General features: G+C 50.0%; 14 protein-coding genes and 1 pseudogene. 14 read left to right on the forward strand and 1 reads right to left on the reverse strand.

Annotated elements, in window-relative coordinates; translation table 11 throughout:
- Positions 1–697: 697 nt before the first annotated feature.
- From BM412_RS03840 to BM412_RS03850, 3 genes are all read left to right on the forward strand, one after another.
- Positions 698–1,483 (forward strand): IclR family transcriptional regulator, encoded by a 786-nt coding sequence (locus tag BM412_RS03840; RefSeq protein WP_091214171.1) that lies wholly within the window; start codon positions 698–700, stop codon positions 1,481–1,483.
- 13 nt (positions 1,484–1,496) lie between these two features.
- Positions 1,497–2,270, forward strand: a complete 774-nt coding sequence (locus BM412_RS03845; protein ID WP_091214175.1) for an SDR family NAD(P)-dependent oxidoreductase — start codon at positions 1,497–1,499, stop codon at positions 2,268–2,270.
- A gap of 79 nt (positions 2,271–2,349) precedes the next feature.
- Positions 2,350–3,258, forward strand: a complete 909-nt coding sequence (locus tag BM412_RS03850) for a fumarylacetoacetate hydrolase family protein (protein ID WP_091214177.1) — start codon at positions 2,350–2,352, stop codon at positions 3,256–3,258.
- Between the two features lie 31 nt (positions 3,259–3,289).
- Here the strand turns inward: BM412_RS03850 and BM412_RS03855 are convergent, their stop codons facing one another.
- Complete coding sequence (locus BM412_RS03855) at positions 3,290–4,060, reverse strand: endonuclease/exonuclease/phosphatase family protein (protein ID WP_091214181.1); 771 nt, start codon at positions 4,058–4,060, stop codon at positions 3,290–3,292.
- Between the two features lie 118 nt (positions 4,061–4,178).
- Here BM412_RS03855 and BM412_RS03860 point away from each other — a divergent pair, with 118 nt between their 5' ends.
- From BM412_RS03860 to BM412_RS32750, 11 genes and pseudogenes are all read left to right on the forward strand, one after another.
- On the forward strand, positions 4,179–5,024 hold the full coding sequence (locus tag BM412_RS03860; protein ID WP_091214184.1) for an amidohydrolase family protein: 846 nt from the start codon (positions 4,179–4,181) through the stop codon (positions 5,022–5,024).
- 158 nt (positions 5,025–5,182) lie between these two features.
- Positions 5,183–5,809: a PadR family transcriptional regulator gene (locus BM412_RS03865; RefSeq protein ID WP_091214186.1), complete on the forward strand. Its 627-nt coding sequence runs from the start codon at positions 5,183–5,185 to the stop codon at positions 5,807–5,809.
- Between the two features lie 56 nt (positions 5,810–5,865).
- The gene (locus BM412_RS03870; protein ID WP_177245650.1) at positions 5,866–7,407 is read left to right on the forward strand and encodes an MDR family MFS transporter; all 1,542 of its coding nucleotides are present in this window, start codon (positions 5,866–5,868) and stop codon (positions 7,405–7,407) included.
- A 139-nt stretch (positions 7,408–7,546) separates the two neighbouring features.
- On the forward strand, positions 7,547–7,981 hold the full coding sequence (locus BM412_RS03875) for a hypothetical protein (RefSeq protein WP_091214189.1): 435 nt from the start codon (positions 7,547–7,549) through the stop codon (positions 7,979–7,981).
- 100 nt (positions 7,982–8,081) lie between these two features.
- Entirely contained in the window at positions 8,082–8,930 is an 849-nt protein-coding gene (locus BM412_RS03880; RefSeq protein ID WP_091214191.1) for a hypothetical protein, read from the forward strand.
- A gap of 292 nt (positions 8,931–9,222) precedes the next feature.
- Positions 9,223–10,608: a stalk domain-containing protein gene (locus BM412_RS03885; protein WP_177245651.1), complete on the forward strand. Its 1,386-nt coding sequence runs from the start codon at positions 9,223–9,225 to the stop codon at positions 10,606–10,608.
- A gap of 41 nt (positions 10,609–10,649) precedes the next feature.
- Complete coding sequence (locus tag BM412_RS03890) at positions 10,650–11,507, forward strand: phosphate ABC transporter substrate-binding protein (protein WP_091214197.1); 858 nt, start codon at positions 10,650–10,652, stop codon at positions 11,505–11,507.
- 85 nt (positions 11,508–11,592) lie between these two features.
- Positions 11,593–12,534 carry a phosphate ABC transporter permease subunit PstC gene (pstC, locus tag BM412_RS03895; protein ID WP_091220154.1) on the forward strand — a complete coding sequence of 314 codons (942 nt, stop codon included), beginning with the start codon at positions 11,593–11,595 and terminating at the stop codon, positions 12,532–12,534.
- Between the two features lie 2 nt (positions 12,535–12,536).
- Entirely contained in the window at positions 12,537–13,436 is a 900-nt protein-coding gene (gene pstA / locus BM412_RS03900) for a phosphate ABC transporter permease PstA (protein ID WP_091214199.1), read from the forward strand.
- 348 nt (positions 13,437–13,784) lie between these two features.
- Positions 13,785–13,928, forward strand: a pseudogene (locus BM412_RS32835) (chemotaxis protein); the annotation flags it as partial.
- A 78-nt stretch (positions 13,929–14,006) separates the two neighbouring features.
- Complete coding sequence (locus BM412_RS32750) at positions 14,007–14,636, forward strand: methyl-accepting chemotaxis protein (protein ID WP_371264800.1); 630 nt, start codon at positions 14,007–14,009, stop codon at positions 14,634–14,636.
- The last annotated feature ends 10 nt before the right edge of the window (positions 14,637–14,646 follow it).

Genomic DNA, 14,646 nt, shown 5'->3' on the forward strand with positions numbered 1-14,646 from the left:
GAATAGTTAGATTTCTGCAGATGAGTTGCTCAGAGAGCAACACAGTGGCATGAATAGTTAGTTTTCTGAAGAAGAGAGCAACACTGTGGTTTGAATAGTTAGATTTCTGCAGATGAGTTGCTCAGAGAGCAACACAGTGGCATGAATAGTTAGTTTTTTTGCAGAAGTGTTGCTCAGAGGGCAACACTGTGGTTTGAATAGTTAGATTTCTGCAGATGTGTTGCTCAGAGAGCAACACAGTGGCATGAATAGTTAGTTTTTTTGCAGAAGTGTTGCTCAGAGAGCGACACTGTGGTTTGAATAGTTAGATTTCTGCAGATGAGTTGCTCAGAGAGCAACACAGTGGCATGAATAGTTAGTTTTTTTGCAGAAGTGTTGCTCAGAGAGCAACACTGTGGTTTGAATAGTTAGCTTTCTGCAGATGTGTTGCTTTGAGAGCAACAACATCCTTGCTGTAAGCGGATATACCGCTTAAGAACACCAAAACCACCTCATATCCGCACCGGATTCATGCAATCTGCATCCTTCAAAGATGCAACGCCGCTCTAAGCCTCCCCTTCCCGCCACCCGGCCCCAACCGACCCAATCCAAAATCTCCAATTTTCTTATTGAAATTCCATACTAGGCGAGCTATAGTGAAAGTATCAATCAGGTTTACTATAAAGAAGTTGGTTTTATATACGAAACCAACTCATCAATGGATGAGGCGATTGGCGTGTCTGAGGAACGCAAGTACTGGGTGCCTGCGCTGGAGAAAGCGGATAAAGTGCTGGCCGTCATCGCGCAGGAACCAGCCAAGCATAAGCTGATCGACTTATCGAAGAAGCTTGAAATCAACAAGAGCTCGATGTTCTCCTTGCTGAGCACGATGGAAAGTCTCGGCTGGGTGAAGCGGGCGGCAGGCGATACGTATGCGCTTGGCCATACGTTTGCCGAGTTCGGTTCCTCGTATTTGAAGCAGTATGATTTGCATCAATATTTCTTGGACGAGGCGGTGTCGGTTCGAGATCGGCTGCAGGAGACCATTCAGCTCGCGAAACGGATCGATGACCAGGTGCTGTACATGGGCAAAGTGGAAGCGATTTCGCCGGTCCGGCTGCAATCCGAGCCGGGGATGCGTCTTCCCGCTCATGCAACGGCACTCGGCAAAGCCATGCTCTCGCAACTGAGCGAGCAAGAACGGCTTGCATTGTACCCGCAGCCGGAGCTGCCGAAGCTTACGCCTCTTACGATTGACAATCGCGATGAGCTGTTTGCTCAGCTGGATGTCATTCGCAAGCAGGGTTATGCGCTGGACGACCAAGAGTCGGTCATGGGCTTCCGCTGCGTGGCAGCTCCTATAAAGGCCGGCACGAACGCGAACCAAGCCGCAGCGGTTAGCTGCTCCATGCTGCTTCACCAATGGGAGGTTAAATCGAACCAAGCCATCGAAGAAATGACGGGGCTTGCACAGCGATTATCGCTACCCAACCACAACCTATAAGGGAGATGAGAGAATGCGGTTGCACAATAAAGTAATTCTCATTACAGGCTCGGGTTCCGGCATCGGCAAGAGCACTGCACTATTGTTTGCGCGTGAAGGCGCGAAGCTTGTCATCAACGATCTGTCCGAGCAGAACGGAACGGATACGGTGAAGGAGATTCAAGAAGCGGGCGGGGAAGCCATCTTTATCCGTGCGGATGTCACCAATCCGGCCGAAGTATCTGCCATGGTTGATCAGGTCATCGCTCACTATGGCGTCATCGACGTATTGTTCAACAACGCAGGCATCAGCGGCGTCGGCCTACTGCATGAGATCGAGCCGGAAGCTTGGGATCGCGTCATTAACGTGAACATTCGCGGCGTCTACCTGCCTTCCAAATATGTGATCCCTCACATGATGGAGCGCCGTGTAGGTTCGATCATCAACATGTCATCGTGTATCGCCGAGATCGGACTGGCTCGCCGTGCTTCTTATGCCGCAACTAAAGGCGCTGTCCTAGCGCTTACGAAATCCATGCAAGTAGACTACGCGCAGTACAATATTCGCGTTAATGCCCTGCTGCCGGGTACAATCATGACGCCATTCGTAGAGAACTACTTGAAAACCTCTTACGCCGATCCGGAACAGGCGATTGCAGGCTTGAAGAAACGTCAGCTGAGCGAAGAGCTTGGTTTGCCGGAGGATGTTGCCAAAGCAGCGTTGTTCCTTGCATCCGATGAGTCCTCCTTCGTAATGGGCTCTCCGTTCTACGTGGACGGCGGCGTTGTATTCGGCAAGAACGCTTGATTGTAACCAGCGAACCCCTGCTTATCGCAGCTAATGCTATTCATTCATTTCTACTATGAGATCGGAGGCCAATTCACGTATGAAACTTATTAGCATTTCCAAACAAGGTCGCAATGCACTTGGCGTAGTGACAGAGAACGGCGTTGTAGATGTGGAAGCAGCCCTTCAGGCATCTGCCGGAAGCGCAAGCGCGGAAGTACCATCGACGGTAATGGCGGTCATTGAAGGCGGAGAGGCTGCAACAGCTTCCCTAAGAAACTACATCGAGTCCCTTCAAGTGGCCGGCGGCGAAGCTTATGTTCGTCAAGAAAGCGAAATCGAATGGGGACCTTGCGTCACGCATCCGAACAAAATCATTTGCATCGGCCTCAACTACCGCAAACATGCGGAAGAAACGAATGCTCCGATTCCGGCATATCCGATTCTGTTCAATAAATTCAACAACACATTGACTGGACATTTGAAAGACATCGCCGTTCCGAAAGTTACGGAGAAGCTGGACTATGAAGCAGAGCTTGTTATCGTTATCGGCAAGAAAACCAAGTATGTGGCCAAAGAAGACGCGCTCTCTCACGTATTCGGCTATTGCGCCGTGAACGATCTGTCCGCGCGTGACCTGCAGCTTCGCACGCAGCAATGGCTGCTTGGCAAATCCTGCGACGATTTCAGCCCGCTCGGTCCTTACCTTGTAACTGCCGATGAAGTTGGCAATCCGAATGATCTGTGGATCAAGTCCACCGTAAACGGTGAAGTGCGCCAGAACTCCAATACGTCCGATATGATTTTCGGCTGTGATGAGATTGTCAGCTATGTGTCGCAGCATATGACGCTTGTGCCGGGCGATGTTATTTTGACGGGTACGCCTGAAGGGGTTGTGCTTGGACTTCCGGTTGAGCAGCAAGTGTACTTGAAGCCTGGCGACGAAGTAACGATTGAAATCGAGAAGCTGGGTGCGCTGACGAACCGATTCGTAGCAGACGCTGAATAAAGAGAAAAGGAGTGCCTAGGCACTCCTTTTTTTAGGATCGGCGTTCGACCGTTGCAACGACCGGATAATGATCCGAAGGAAAGCGGCCGTTATACTGGTTTCGGTCAATATGGACGTTTAGGACTTGGGCGTTAGGCGTCACAAAAATATAATCAATCGGAACGCCTTCATCTCCGCCGCGATAGTCGTGGAAGGTGAGGCCAACAGCATCCCCGGCAAGCGATGTGTAGGCATTTACGAGTTCGAGCTCGTTTAAGGCTTCGATGACATCACTGTCAGGTCCGCAATTGAAATCTCCCGTAAGCACAGCGGGGATATCACCGGCAAGGGCTGATGACTGTTTCATTCGCTCTACGATCAGCTTGACCCCATTCGTACGAGCCTCAGCACTGATATGGTCCAAGTGAGTATTGAACACGACCCATTCCGCACCGTCTGGTTGACGGAGCTTAGTCCAACTGCACATGCGGGGATATGCGGAGTTCCAGCTTGAATAGCCCAGCTGCTCCGGAATTTCAGAAAGCCCGAAATGCCCGCTTTCTACGGGCTCAAACGATGCATGCCGATAGAATATCGCGCAATATTCGCCTTCCAGTTGGCCGGTGCGGCTGATGCCAAGCCAGCGATAGTCAGGCAGCAGCGCCTGCAGATCCTGCAGCATGGCAGCAGTGCCTTCCTGCGTGCCAACGACATCGGCATCCGCTTGCTTAATCGCTTCGGCTGCTTCTTGAATTCGGTTGGGCCACGCGTTGTTGCCGTCTGATTCAACATGGACACGCAGATTAAACGTCATGATCTTCATGTTCGTGTTCCTCCAATCAATATCAATTCAAAGCAATAAGGACTCGTGAAGCCAAAATATACCATGGAAGCGTTTCACCTCACAACTACTAATTGATTCTTAAAGGAGCTCAATAACGATGATAAGAATTGATGCCCACCAGCATTATTGGAAATTAGACCGCGGTGACTACGGCTGGCTGACACCGGCAGCGGGACCAATCTTATTCCGCGATTACGGTCCTGCGGATTTGGAGCCGGCGCTTGAGGCTGCCGGAGTAGCACGCACGATCGTCGTCCAAGCGGCGGCGACGCACGAAGAAACGGCTTATATGCTATCGCTCAGCGATGATGCGGAATCCATTGCCGGCGTCGTAGGTTGGCTGGACTTCCGGGATCCGAACTGGCGCAGCGTCTTAGACGGCTTCCGTCGACACCCGAAATTTGTCGGTATCCGCGTGATGATTCAAGAAATGAGCGACCCATTCGAGGCGCTGCATCCGCAATCGCTGGAGGCGCTGCGTTACTTGGCGGAGATCAAGCTGCCCGTCGATCTGCTTATTGTTTCGCATCAATTGCCTGCTACGCTTGCCTTGCTTAAGCAAGTGCCTGGTCTGCATGCCGTAATCGATCATATCGGCAAACCGCAAATCCGTGAGGGAATCGTCGAGCCATGGGCTGCTCAAATGAGCGAGATGGCTGTGCAATATCCGGGTGTATACTGCAAGCTGTCAGGCATGATTACGGAAGCGGCACATGATGATTGGAAGCCGGAGCAATTTTCGAGCTATGTGAGACATATTGTGGAGGCGTTCGGTACGGAGCGCATCATGTTCGGCAGCGACTGGCCGGTTTGCCTGCTCGCCGGAAGCTATAAGGATGTATGCGATGTGCTTGATGAAGCACTGCCCGCTACGCTTAGCGAAAGCGAGCGGGAGGCGTTATACGGCGGCAATGCGGCAGCCTTCTATAAACTGACTTTATAGAACATGTAAACCTTGGGGGAGCTTAATCCTATAGCTCATCAGCCCAAGGTTTTTTTTGTTTTCTCATGCTGTAGGCGGTTGACAGTAACCATTCTATTCCGTATAGTCGAAATGGACTATACGGGTTTGATTCGTTTTCTTAAGGGAGTCTGTGAAGGATGGCCAATCGAAAAGTAAGTAACATGCTGGCTCTAGCCGTCTTATCGCTGCTTAATGAACGACCGATGCATCCGTATGAAATCGCCGCCACGATGAAGCAGCGCGGAATACCGGATGTGATCAAGCTCAACAACGGGTCGCTTTATTCGGTAGTGGATTCGCTGCTGAAGCAAGCGTGGATCGTGCCGCTGGAAACCCAGCGGGAAGGAAAACATCCGGAGCGGACGATTTATGCGCCGACGGATGCCGGTGTTGCGGAGTTTCACGATTGGATCCGAGAGCTGATATATGCCCCAGTGAAAGAATATCCTCATTTGCCTGTGGCATTATCGTTTATCGGCCATATTTCACCGAAGGAAACAGCTGCTCTGCTGGAGCAGCGAATTATCTTCGTGCAGAAGGATATCGTGCAGCGACGTGCGGGGAACGACTATGCGGTTTCACAAGGACTAGCGCGGATTTTCATTATTGAGCAGGAGTTTATCGTCAACCAGTTGGAGGCAGAGCTCGCTTGGCTGCGATCGTTTATCCGGGAGATTAAGGATGGCGTCTTGACGAGGCTGGAGGATGGGGAGCAGGTGTGGATTAATTCGACACCTATGGATGACGAAGACTCCGATGCATGACGGATGAACCGTCTGGACAGAACAAAGATGTACACAAATGGAGGGGAACTACCAAAATGATGGCAAAACGAAGTAATGTAGGTATCGTTGTCGCAGGTTTGCTGCTCGGCATTCTTATGGCATCCATGGACAACACCATCGTAGCCACGGCGATGGGTACGATCGTTCATGACCTCGGCGGCATGGACAAATTTGTATGGGTCACATCCGCTTATATGGTTGCTGAGATGGCGGGCATGCCGATCTTCGGCAAACTGTCCGATATGTACGGACGCAAACGGTTCTTTATCTTCGGAATATTAACCTTTATGCTCGGTTCCATTCTTTGCGGTACCGCGCATTCCATTATCGAGCTTAGTATTTACCGTGCGATTCAAGGGATTGGCGGAGGCGCGCTCGTGCCAATTGCCTTTACCATTATGTTCGATGCCGTGCCTCTTGAGAGCCGCGGTAAGCTTGGCGGTCTATTCGGCGCCGTGTTCGGTATGTCGAGTATCTTCGGACCGCTTCTCGGTGCGTACATTACAGACTATATCGCATGGGAATGGATTTTCTACATCAACCTGCCGCTTGGACTGATTGCTTTCCTTATGATTGCTATCTTCTATAAAGAATCGGTTGAGCATGCCAAGCAGCGCATCGACTGGGGCGGCGCTTTCACGCTTGTTGGGGGCATCGTGTGCCTGATGTTCGCGCTTGAGCTGGGCGGCAAGAAGTATGCATGGGATTCTTCGATGATTCTTGGTTTGTTTGCCGGCTTCGCCGTATTGCTTATCGCCTTCATCATGATTGAACGTAAAGTGTCGGAGCCGATCATTTCGTTCAACATGTTCCGTAAACGGCTGTATTGGAGCAGTAATGCAATTGCGATGTTCAGCGGCGCGGCGTTCATTACGGCATCCGTTTACATTCCGATCTTCATTCAAGGCGTACTCGGCGGAAAAGCAACGAATGCCGGCATGGTCCTGCTGCCGATGATGCTCGGTACGGTCGTTACGGCGACGGGCGGCGGTTTCTTGATGACGAAGATGACCTTCCGTTCCATCATGATTCCTACGCTAGGGATCTTGGTTGTCGGTAACGTGCTTCTTACGACGCTTGGTGTCGATTCGACGAGGTTTATCGTAACGTTGTTTATGATTCTGGTCGGTCTTGGTATAGGAGCATCGTTCTCGGTACTTAGCAATGCCGCCATTTACTCCTTCTCCCCAAGAGAACGCGGTGCGGCAAGCGCAACGCTTAACTTCCTTCGCTCGCTCGGGATGACCATCGGCATTACCGTATTCGGTATCGTCCAAAGCCATGTGATGACGAATAAATTGAAAGACTCCTTCGCCGGAGCGGGAGGCGATGCAGCGGCGATGCCGCCGGGTCTTGATCTCAGCGATCCGCGTGCCATTCTGACACCGGAAACGAGAGACCAAATCCCGGCCGACGTGCTGGATAAGATCGTCGCCGCACTTTCATCTTCGATTACCTACACCTTCATGTGGGCGATCATTCCATCCGTGCTTGCGCTGGCATTCGCCTTCTTCATGGGCCGCCAGAAGCTCGACGCTATGGCGGAGAGCAGTGAATACGGCACATCCTCGCATTAATGAACAAGAGCTGTCTCCGAACGCGCAACTTGCGACGTTCGAGACAGCTTTTTTCATTTTGCAAATGCGTAGTAATCGAATTGGATTAAGATCGCCTCTTCTTGTTCATATTGAATAACAAAGGGAGGCTTTTAAACCTATGAACGGCAATCGAATAACGGCCGCGCTGCTGACTTTCATCCTCATTGCAGCTATCCTCGGACACCGTGCTCAAGCGGAGCCGAGTGCGTCTTCGGATAGCAAGCAAGTCGCCTACATCGATGAGAGCGATTACGAAGGTGAGATTTTACAATGTGTGAAGCTCATTAACAGGAATATCAATTATATGAATGAAGAGGATAATGCCGCCAATAAAGCAATCCTGACATCCGGCTATAAAACCAGAATTGGCGAGTTTACACCCGGATTTCGAGTATCCGAAGCCAAATTACGCAACGTGGGCAAAAATCAATACGGCGAATATGTGGCTTATGTAGATCTGGACAGTAAATTAGAGAAGAAACCGATGATTACGACGATCATGTACGTCTTGAAGCAAGAAAACAACAAATGGCTGATCGATCAAACCGATTAGCCGACTCGAGTTCCCCGAATTGATTATAATTCGACTTCACCGACTGACAGTATACTCGCCCTCCTTCTGGTAAATTGGGACTAAAGGAGGAGGGGGAGATATGCCAAGCAAAGCAGAGCCGAGCACGAGGGTCACAATTAGCGGACTCAATCCGCTCCCGAGCTCGCCGCCGCAATGGAATTCATTTAAAGTGACCATCCATTTGACGATAGCGCTTGTGCTTGAGTTCCTCAGTGCATGGCATCTGTCTCAAGGCTATAATCTATCTGCTGTCATTCTATGCGAGTTCTATATGATCATCGCCATTGGCAAGGGCAAGCTGAACCATCCGCTTGGCATCCTGATAAATGAACGAAACCTCATGAGTTTGTCCAGGCTGCAGATCACGCTTTGGACGGTGCTTTTTACATCGACTTATTTTACCCTCCTTGTAGGAAATCTCGCCCTCCATCCGGAGCATCCGCTTCAGCTCAAGTTTGACTCCACTGTCCTCGCTCTTATGGGCATCAGCAGCGTGTCGGCTATTTTTAGTCCCATGATTAACGGAGCGAAGAAGAATCGCGCGATTGACGATTCCCTTAAGGATCAGCTCGTGCAAAGCGCCGCAGAGGCCTATAACAAGAGTGCGCAGGAAATCGAAACAAGCATGCAGGGTACGCTGTATGCGAATCCGTCTTACAAGGACGCGCAGTTCAGCGATATTTTTGAAGGGGAAGAAATGCAGAACCATGCCTATATCGACATAGCCAAGGTGCAGATGTTCCTCTTTACCATGATGGCGTTAATGATCTACACCACGACAATCTTCTCGACGTTGATGACGCAAGACCTTGATGCGATCGATAGCTTCCCTGCCTTGCCGGAGGAGCTTATCGGACTAATCGGGATCAGCAACGGAGGTTATCTGACCAGCAAGATTATTAACTTTACCAAGTCGACGCCAACCTAAGCTTCCATCACGTATAACAAGGCCGTTTCTCCAATGCCGACAGGCGGGAGAGACGGTTTTTTTTTGGCGCGTTCGAAAGTTGAAAGCCGTTTACCCAATCTTACGTTTGTCTAAACCGATCAATTAGGCCAAATGGCATATCTTAACAAATCCTTCACAATACATTAACCGCTGCTTTACAATACCAGCCTCACCATTAACTGCCGTTTTACAATGGGTACTTATAATCAGAATTGTACATAACGAAAACGACAATAAACCATTCCAGAAGGGTGATACGAGCTAAATGTCTATGAAAAAAACGCTAATGATTTCCGCACTTGCCGCAGCACTGAGTACTTCGGCAGTGAGTGTAGTCTCCGCCGCAACCGTAACAAACGCAACGACGGTAGATATCACAATCAATGACACGGCATTCCATGTCCGTTCCATTCAAGCAAACAATACAGTGCTTTACGCGCTGAGAGATTTGGGAACAGCGGCAGGCGTGCAATTCATGGTCAATGTTAAATCGGGCGTAACGGCATATTTCAACAACCACGCGATCGAGCTTCATGCAGGTTCGAATGCTGCATTGGTTGACGGAGAGGCAGTAAGTTTAGAGCAAGCTGTTCAAAGCGTAAACGGCAGCTATTATGTAGCGCTTGAGGATTTTGTAAGCGCGTTTGGCGTAGATTCTTCGACTGATGCTTCCGGCTTGATCGCTATTGATGCAGTTGCTAAAGTCCACGCGGATGACATTCGTTGGATCGATGCAGATCGTTTGCTGGCATCCCAATTGACTGAAGAAGGCCGTATCGACTATATCGTTAACGCTCACACAGGTGCATATACGCAATTGCTGGTTTCCACTGCGGCTTCCGACCTGACTGTAGCTCCTAATGGCAAGCTGGCTGTTTATACAGACGGCGATGGCATCGTAAATGTTATCGATCTGACCAGCAAAGTGCCGGCAGCTAAAGTGGTATCGACAGACAACTCCATTAAACCAGAGCTTGTCTGGTCGGCTGACAGCTCCGCGATCTACTTCCTGCAAGGCGATAAAGGTTCCGTCATCGCTAAGATGAACGTTGCTGACGGCGTGATTACGAAAGTATTGGACGACAAAGTGGATTATAAATCCGGACTGGCTGTTTCCGCTGACGGCAAGAAGTTCTTCTACACCGTGATTAAACCGGGCGCCGTAACTGCTGATGCAACCAAACCGGTTGATGATGATGATGTGGCAATCGACAACACAGGTACGGAGCCGCAGCTGTACAGCTTTGATTTCTCGGTGAAAGACAACAAGCCTGTAAAACTGACGACTACAACAGATGACAAGGTGTTCGTGGGCGGAGCGGCAGACGGCAACAAAGCATTCTACGTAAGCGTTGAAGACAACAAGCCATCCTCGCTCGTAGCCGTAGCACTGGACAAAACAGTAACGAAACTGATCGGCGATAAAGATGTATTGCAAGCTATCGTGGTCGGCGACAAAATTTACGCACTTGCGGATTCCGCGGATGTAACTAGCGCTTATGAAGTAAACATCGCTACAGGAGCAGTAACAACGCTTGGCAAAGTAGAAGGCAACGTAAGCGAAGTTGTAGCTGCAGCCGGAACGCCAATCGCATTCGTAATCGACGATGCCGTTTATGTGAAATCGGACAGTGGCCTGAAGAAAGTAACGAACTAATTCAATCTTAGTGTTCTAAATTGAGAGGAGAACTTCCACAGATGAAAACAAAATGGTTTAAAAGCTTAAGCTTCGCCCTTATCGCACTTACAGTCGCATTCGGTTCCGTATCCGTTGCCAGCGCATCCAGCAAATTGAGCGGCCGTATCGTGATCAACGGTTCATCGGCACTTCTGCCGCTGACGCTGCAAGCCGCTAACGAGTTCAAGAAGCTCAATCCGAAAGTCAGAATTTCCGCATCGGCTGCAGGCTCCATCACGGGTCCTCAATCGGTACGTAAAGGCATTGCGGACATCGGCGCAGTAGACTGGGATGCAACGAAAGATGTACCTGGTTTCAAAGCGTTCACAGGTCAAGTTGCCAATAAAGTAGCCGTTATTCCTTTCGCGGCAATCACGAACAGCAATGTAGGCGTAAGCAGCTTGTCCACTGCACAGCTGCAAGGCATTTTCTCCGGTAAAATCACCAACTGGAAAGAAGTCGGCGGAGCGGATAAAGACATTATCGTAGTAAACCGCGCATTCGGTTCCGGTACGCGCGTTAACTTCCAAATCAAGGCTCTCAATGGTACGGATTTCATGACAAAAGGCTCTAACTATAAAGAAGTAAAATCGAGCGGCGATATGAAAACAGCCATCGAAACGACGCCAAACGCAATCGGTTATATCGACCTTGTCTATGTGACCAGCAAAATGACCGCAGTAAAAATCAACAACGTTGCACCGACAGAAGCTAACGTAATCAACGGTACTTACAAGGTGTGGGGCTACGGCTACTACATGACTAAAGGCCAGCCAACCGGCGCAACGAAAGCATTCATCGACTACGTACAAAGCAAGAAGTTCCAAACCGGATCACTGAAGAAGCTTAAATTTATCCCGATCTCGGCCATGAAATAAGATGCAGCGGAGCCGGCTTATCGCATTAGCAAATGCGAGGCCGGCTCTAACTTTGAACACTTGAAAGGAGAGCAGCGTCATGAGCATGATTGACATCCCCGTATCCAGCGAATTGGGACGTAGCCTTGAACATTCATCGGGTCGCAAATTCAGCCGCAAAGCACGGCTTTCGTTCTATAACCGTACGTTCCGCATCATCTGTATCGCAAGTGCTGTCTTCGTATGTGTCATTCTATTCTCGATTTTATTTCTGATGGGCCGCACGGGCGTACTGACGTTCGAGACGGTTTCCGTGAAAGATTTCTTCTTCTCTACGGAATGGGTACCCGAGAATGATCAATACGGCGCATTTATCTTTATTTTCGGTACATTCGCCTTAACACTGTTGACAATGGTGATTTCCGTACCGCTGTCCGTCATAATTGCAATTTTCTTATCCGAAATGACGCCGGCATGGCTGAAGACGATGCTGCGTCCTGTACTTGATTTGCTCGTCGGTATTCCTTCCGTCGTTTATGGTTTTCTAGGTATGACCGTTCTCATTCCGATGCTTCGTACCGTTACAGGAACGAATATGGGCGATGGCATTCTGGCCGCAGCTATCGTGCTCACCATTATGACCTTGCCGACCATCAGCCGGATCACGGACGATTCCATCGTAGCCGTCCCGAAGAAATTCCGGGATGCTTCCTATGCCCTAGGCTCAACAAGGTTCCAAACGATTGTCAGAGTCGTACTCCCTGCCGCGAAAAGCGGTATCCTGTATGCCGTCATTCTGGGCATGGCACGTGCGATCGGCGAAACGATGGCCGTCGTTATGGTTATCGGCAATACCCCTCAGCTGGCGGATGCACTGTTCAAGCCGACGGCTGTATTGACGAGTAATATCGTCATGCAAATCGCGAATGTCCCGTTTGATTCCGCATGGAACTACGCGCTATATATGATGGGCTTTATCCTGCTCATTATCTCGCTCCTCATGATCGTTATCGTAAGGCTATTCCAAGGCAGAGGAGTGAAATCATAACGATGAGTAATGGCAAAGGGACATCGGTTCCCAATCCGTTTGCGGCACGCAAAGGATTCAATCACCTGAGCAATAGGCTGTTTACTTCAGTGGTCTGGATTATCGGGATGTGCACCATTCTATTTATATGCGGATTGTTGTTTCTAATCTTGCAAAAAGGGCTGCCGGAGCTCGACTGGGGTTTCTTGTACGGTCTGCCGAGTGAGATTGAAGAGGGCGGCGGTATCGGACCGTTAATCTTCAACTCGTTCTATGTGCTTGCGATTTCACTTATCATTTCGATCCCGCTCGGGATGGCAGCCGGTATTTACTTGGCCGAGTTCGCGCCTGCCACGAAGTTTATCGCCTTTATTCGGATTTGCGTGGAAGGACTTGCCTCCGTACCTTCGATTATTTTCGGTCTGTTCGGTATCGCGTTGTTCGTGGAAGCATTCGATATTGGGCTTACGATCATTGGCGGTGCCGTAAGTTTGGCCTTCTTGAACCTGCCGGTGCTGACTCGGGTTACGGAAGAAGCGATTCGTGCGGTACCGAAGGAAATGAAGCATGCTTCGTTCGCACTGGGAAGCACGCATCTGCAAACGATCCGCAGCGTCCTAATTCCGGTTGCACTGAACGGGATTATTACCGGTATCTGTCTGACTGCGGGCCGCGCCTTCGGCGAGAGTGCCGTTATCATCCTGACTGCCGGTGTTTCGTCCTCCGGTGAAATGTGGGATTTCAGCTTGTTCTCGCCTGGTGCGACACTTGCGGTTCACCTGTGGTATGTCCAATCAGAAGCCATCGTCCCTGATGCGCAGCTTATTGCGGAGAAAGCGGCTGCCGTTCTTGTCTTCGTCGTTCTGCTCATTAATATCGTCTTCCGTTTGCCGCTGTGGCTGAATGCGCGCAGAACACGTTAAACCAGCAAGCTTGCCGAATTGAAAGGAGAGATATGCATGACAATTGCTGTATTGGAACGGCTGACAACTGAAGAACTGCTTATGAATATGCCGACCGCAGAAGGACAGGTAACGACTTCAGATCATGCATTATTGACAGCTTTCATTAGGGAAGCAGCAATCGTGAACGTATCTCATACTTGCCAGGATGTCATTTCGCAATTCGCGTTAACACCGGATCATGAATGCGTCGTGGTTTGCGACGACATGGACCGACCGATTGGACTTGTCATGCGAAATAAACTCACCGTCATTCAGACGCATCGATTCGGCAGAGAGCTGTATTACGGCCGTTCGATTGCGAAGCTGATGGATCGGCAGCCGCTTATCGTGAATCAAGGGATTTCCATGCAGGAGCTGCTTGATCGCGCGCTTGGCCGTGAAGAGAAAACCTTGTACGACTGTGTACTTGTTACGGAGAATGATCGTTTTATCGGCATGCTGACCATGGCGGATCTGCTGAAAATGTCCCGATTGCTCCAGCAGCGGAGCGTAAAAGCTCAAGTGAACATGATCCACGGTGCGGAAGTGATGATCGAAGAAATCGACCGTTCTATCGTCCATGTACAGGAAGCTTCTCTGTTAGGCGAATCGATGTCCAGGGACATGCTGGAATTGACGCTCAAAGGCAAAAACGAGCTCGATAAAGTATCGATGGCCTTTCATAATCTGACGAAACGCACGGACGTTCAGGAAAATCAAATCAGCGATCTGCAGGATCGTGCCGGATCGATTGACAAGGTGTCGAAGCTGATTCGAGGCTTAGCTGATCAATGTAATTTGCTGGCGGTTAACGCAGCGATCGAAGCTGCTCGCGCCGGTGAGCATGGCAGAGGATTTGCGGTTGTTGCCGATGAGGTTCGGAAGCTTGCTACGCAGACGAAGGAGTCCGCGGAAGATATCAATCGGATGATTGGCTCCATTATGGAAGCGGTCAAAGAAACGGTTCATCTGGTTAGCTTGGGCAAGGCGGAAGCAGATACGAGTCAAGTATACATAAAAGAAGCGGCGGACGTATTCCAGCAGCTGTTCCATGCAGCCGCAGGAAGCAGCAACAGCTCCGGCGAGATCGGCAAGCTGTCGAACCAAGCCTATTTGCAATCGCAGCGCGTAACGGAGCAAATGAAGCATTTGATCCAAGATTTGCAAGTGAAAGAGTAAATTTTAATAC

The organism is Paenibacillus sp. BC26 (genome assembly GCF_900116125.1).
GTDB classification, from domain to species: Bacteria; Bacillota; Bacilli; order Paenibacillales; family Paenibacillaceae; genus Paenibacillus_Z; species Paenibacillus_Z lignilyticus.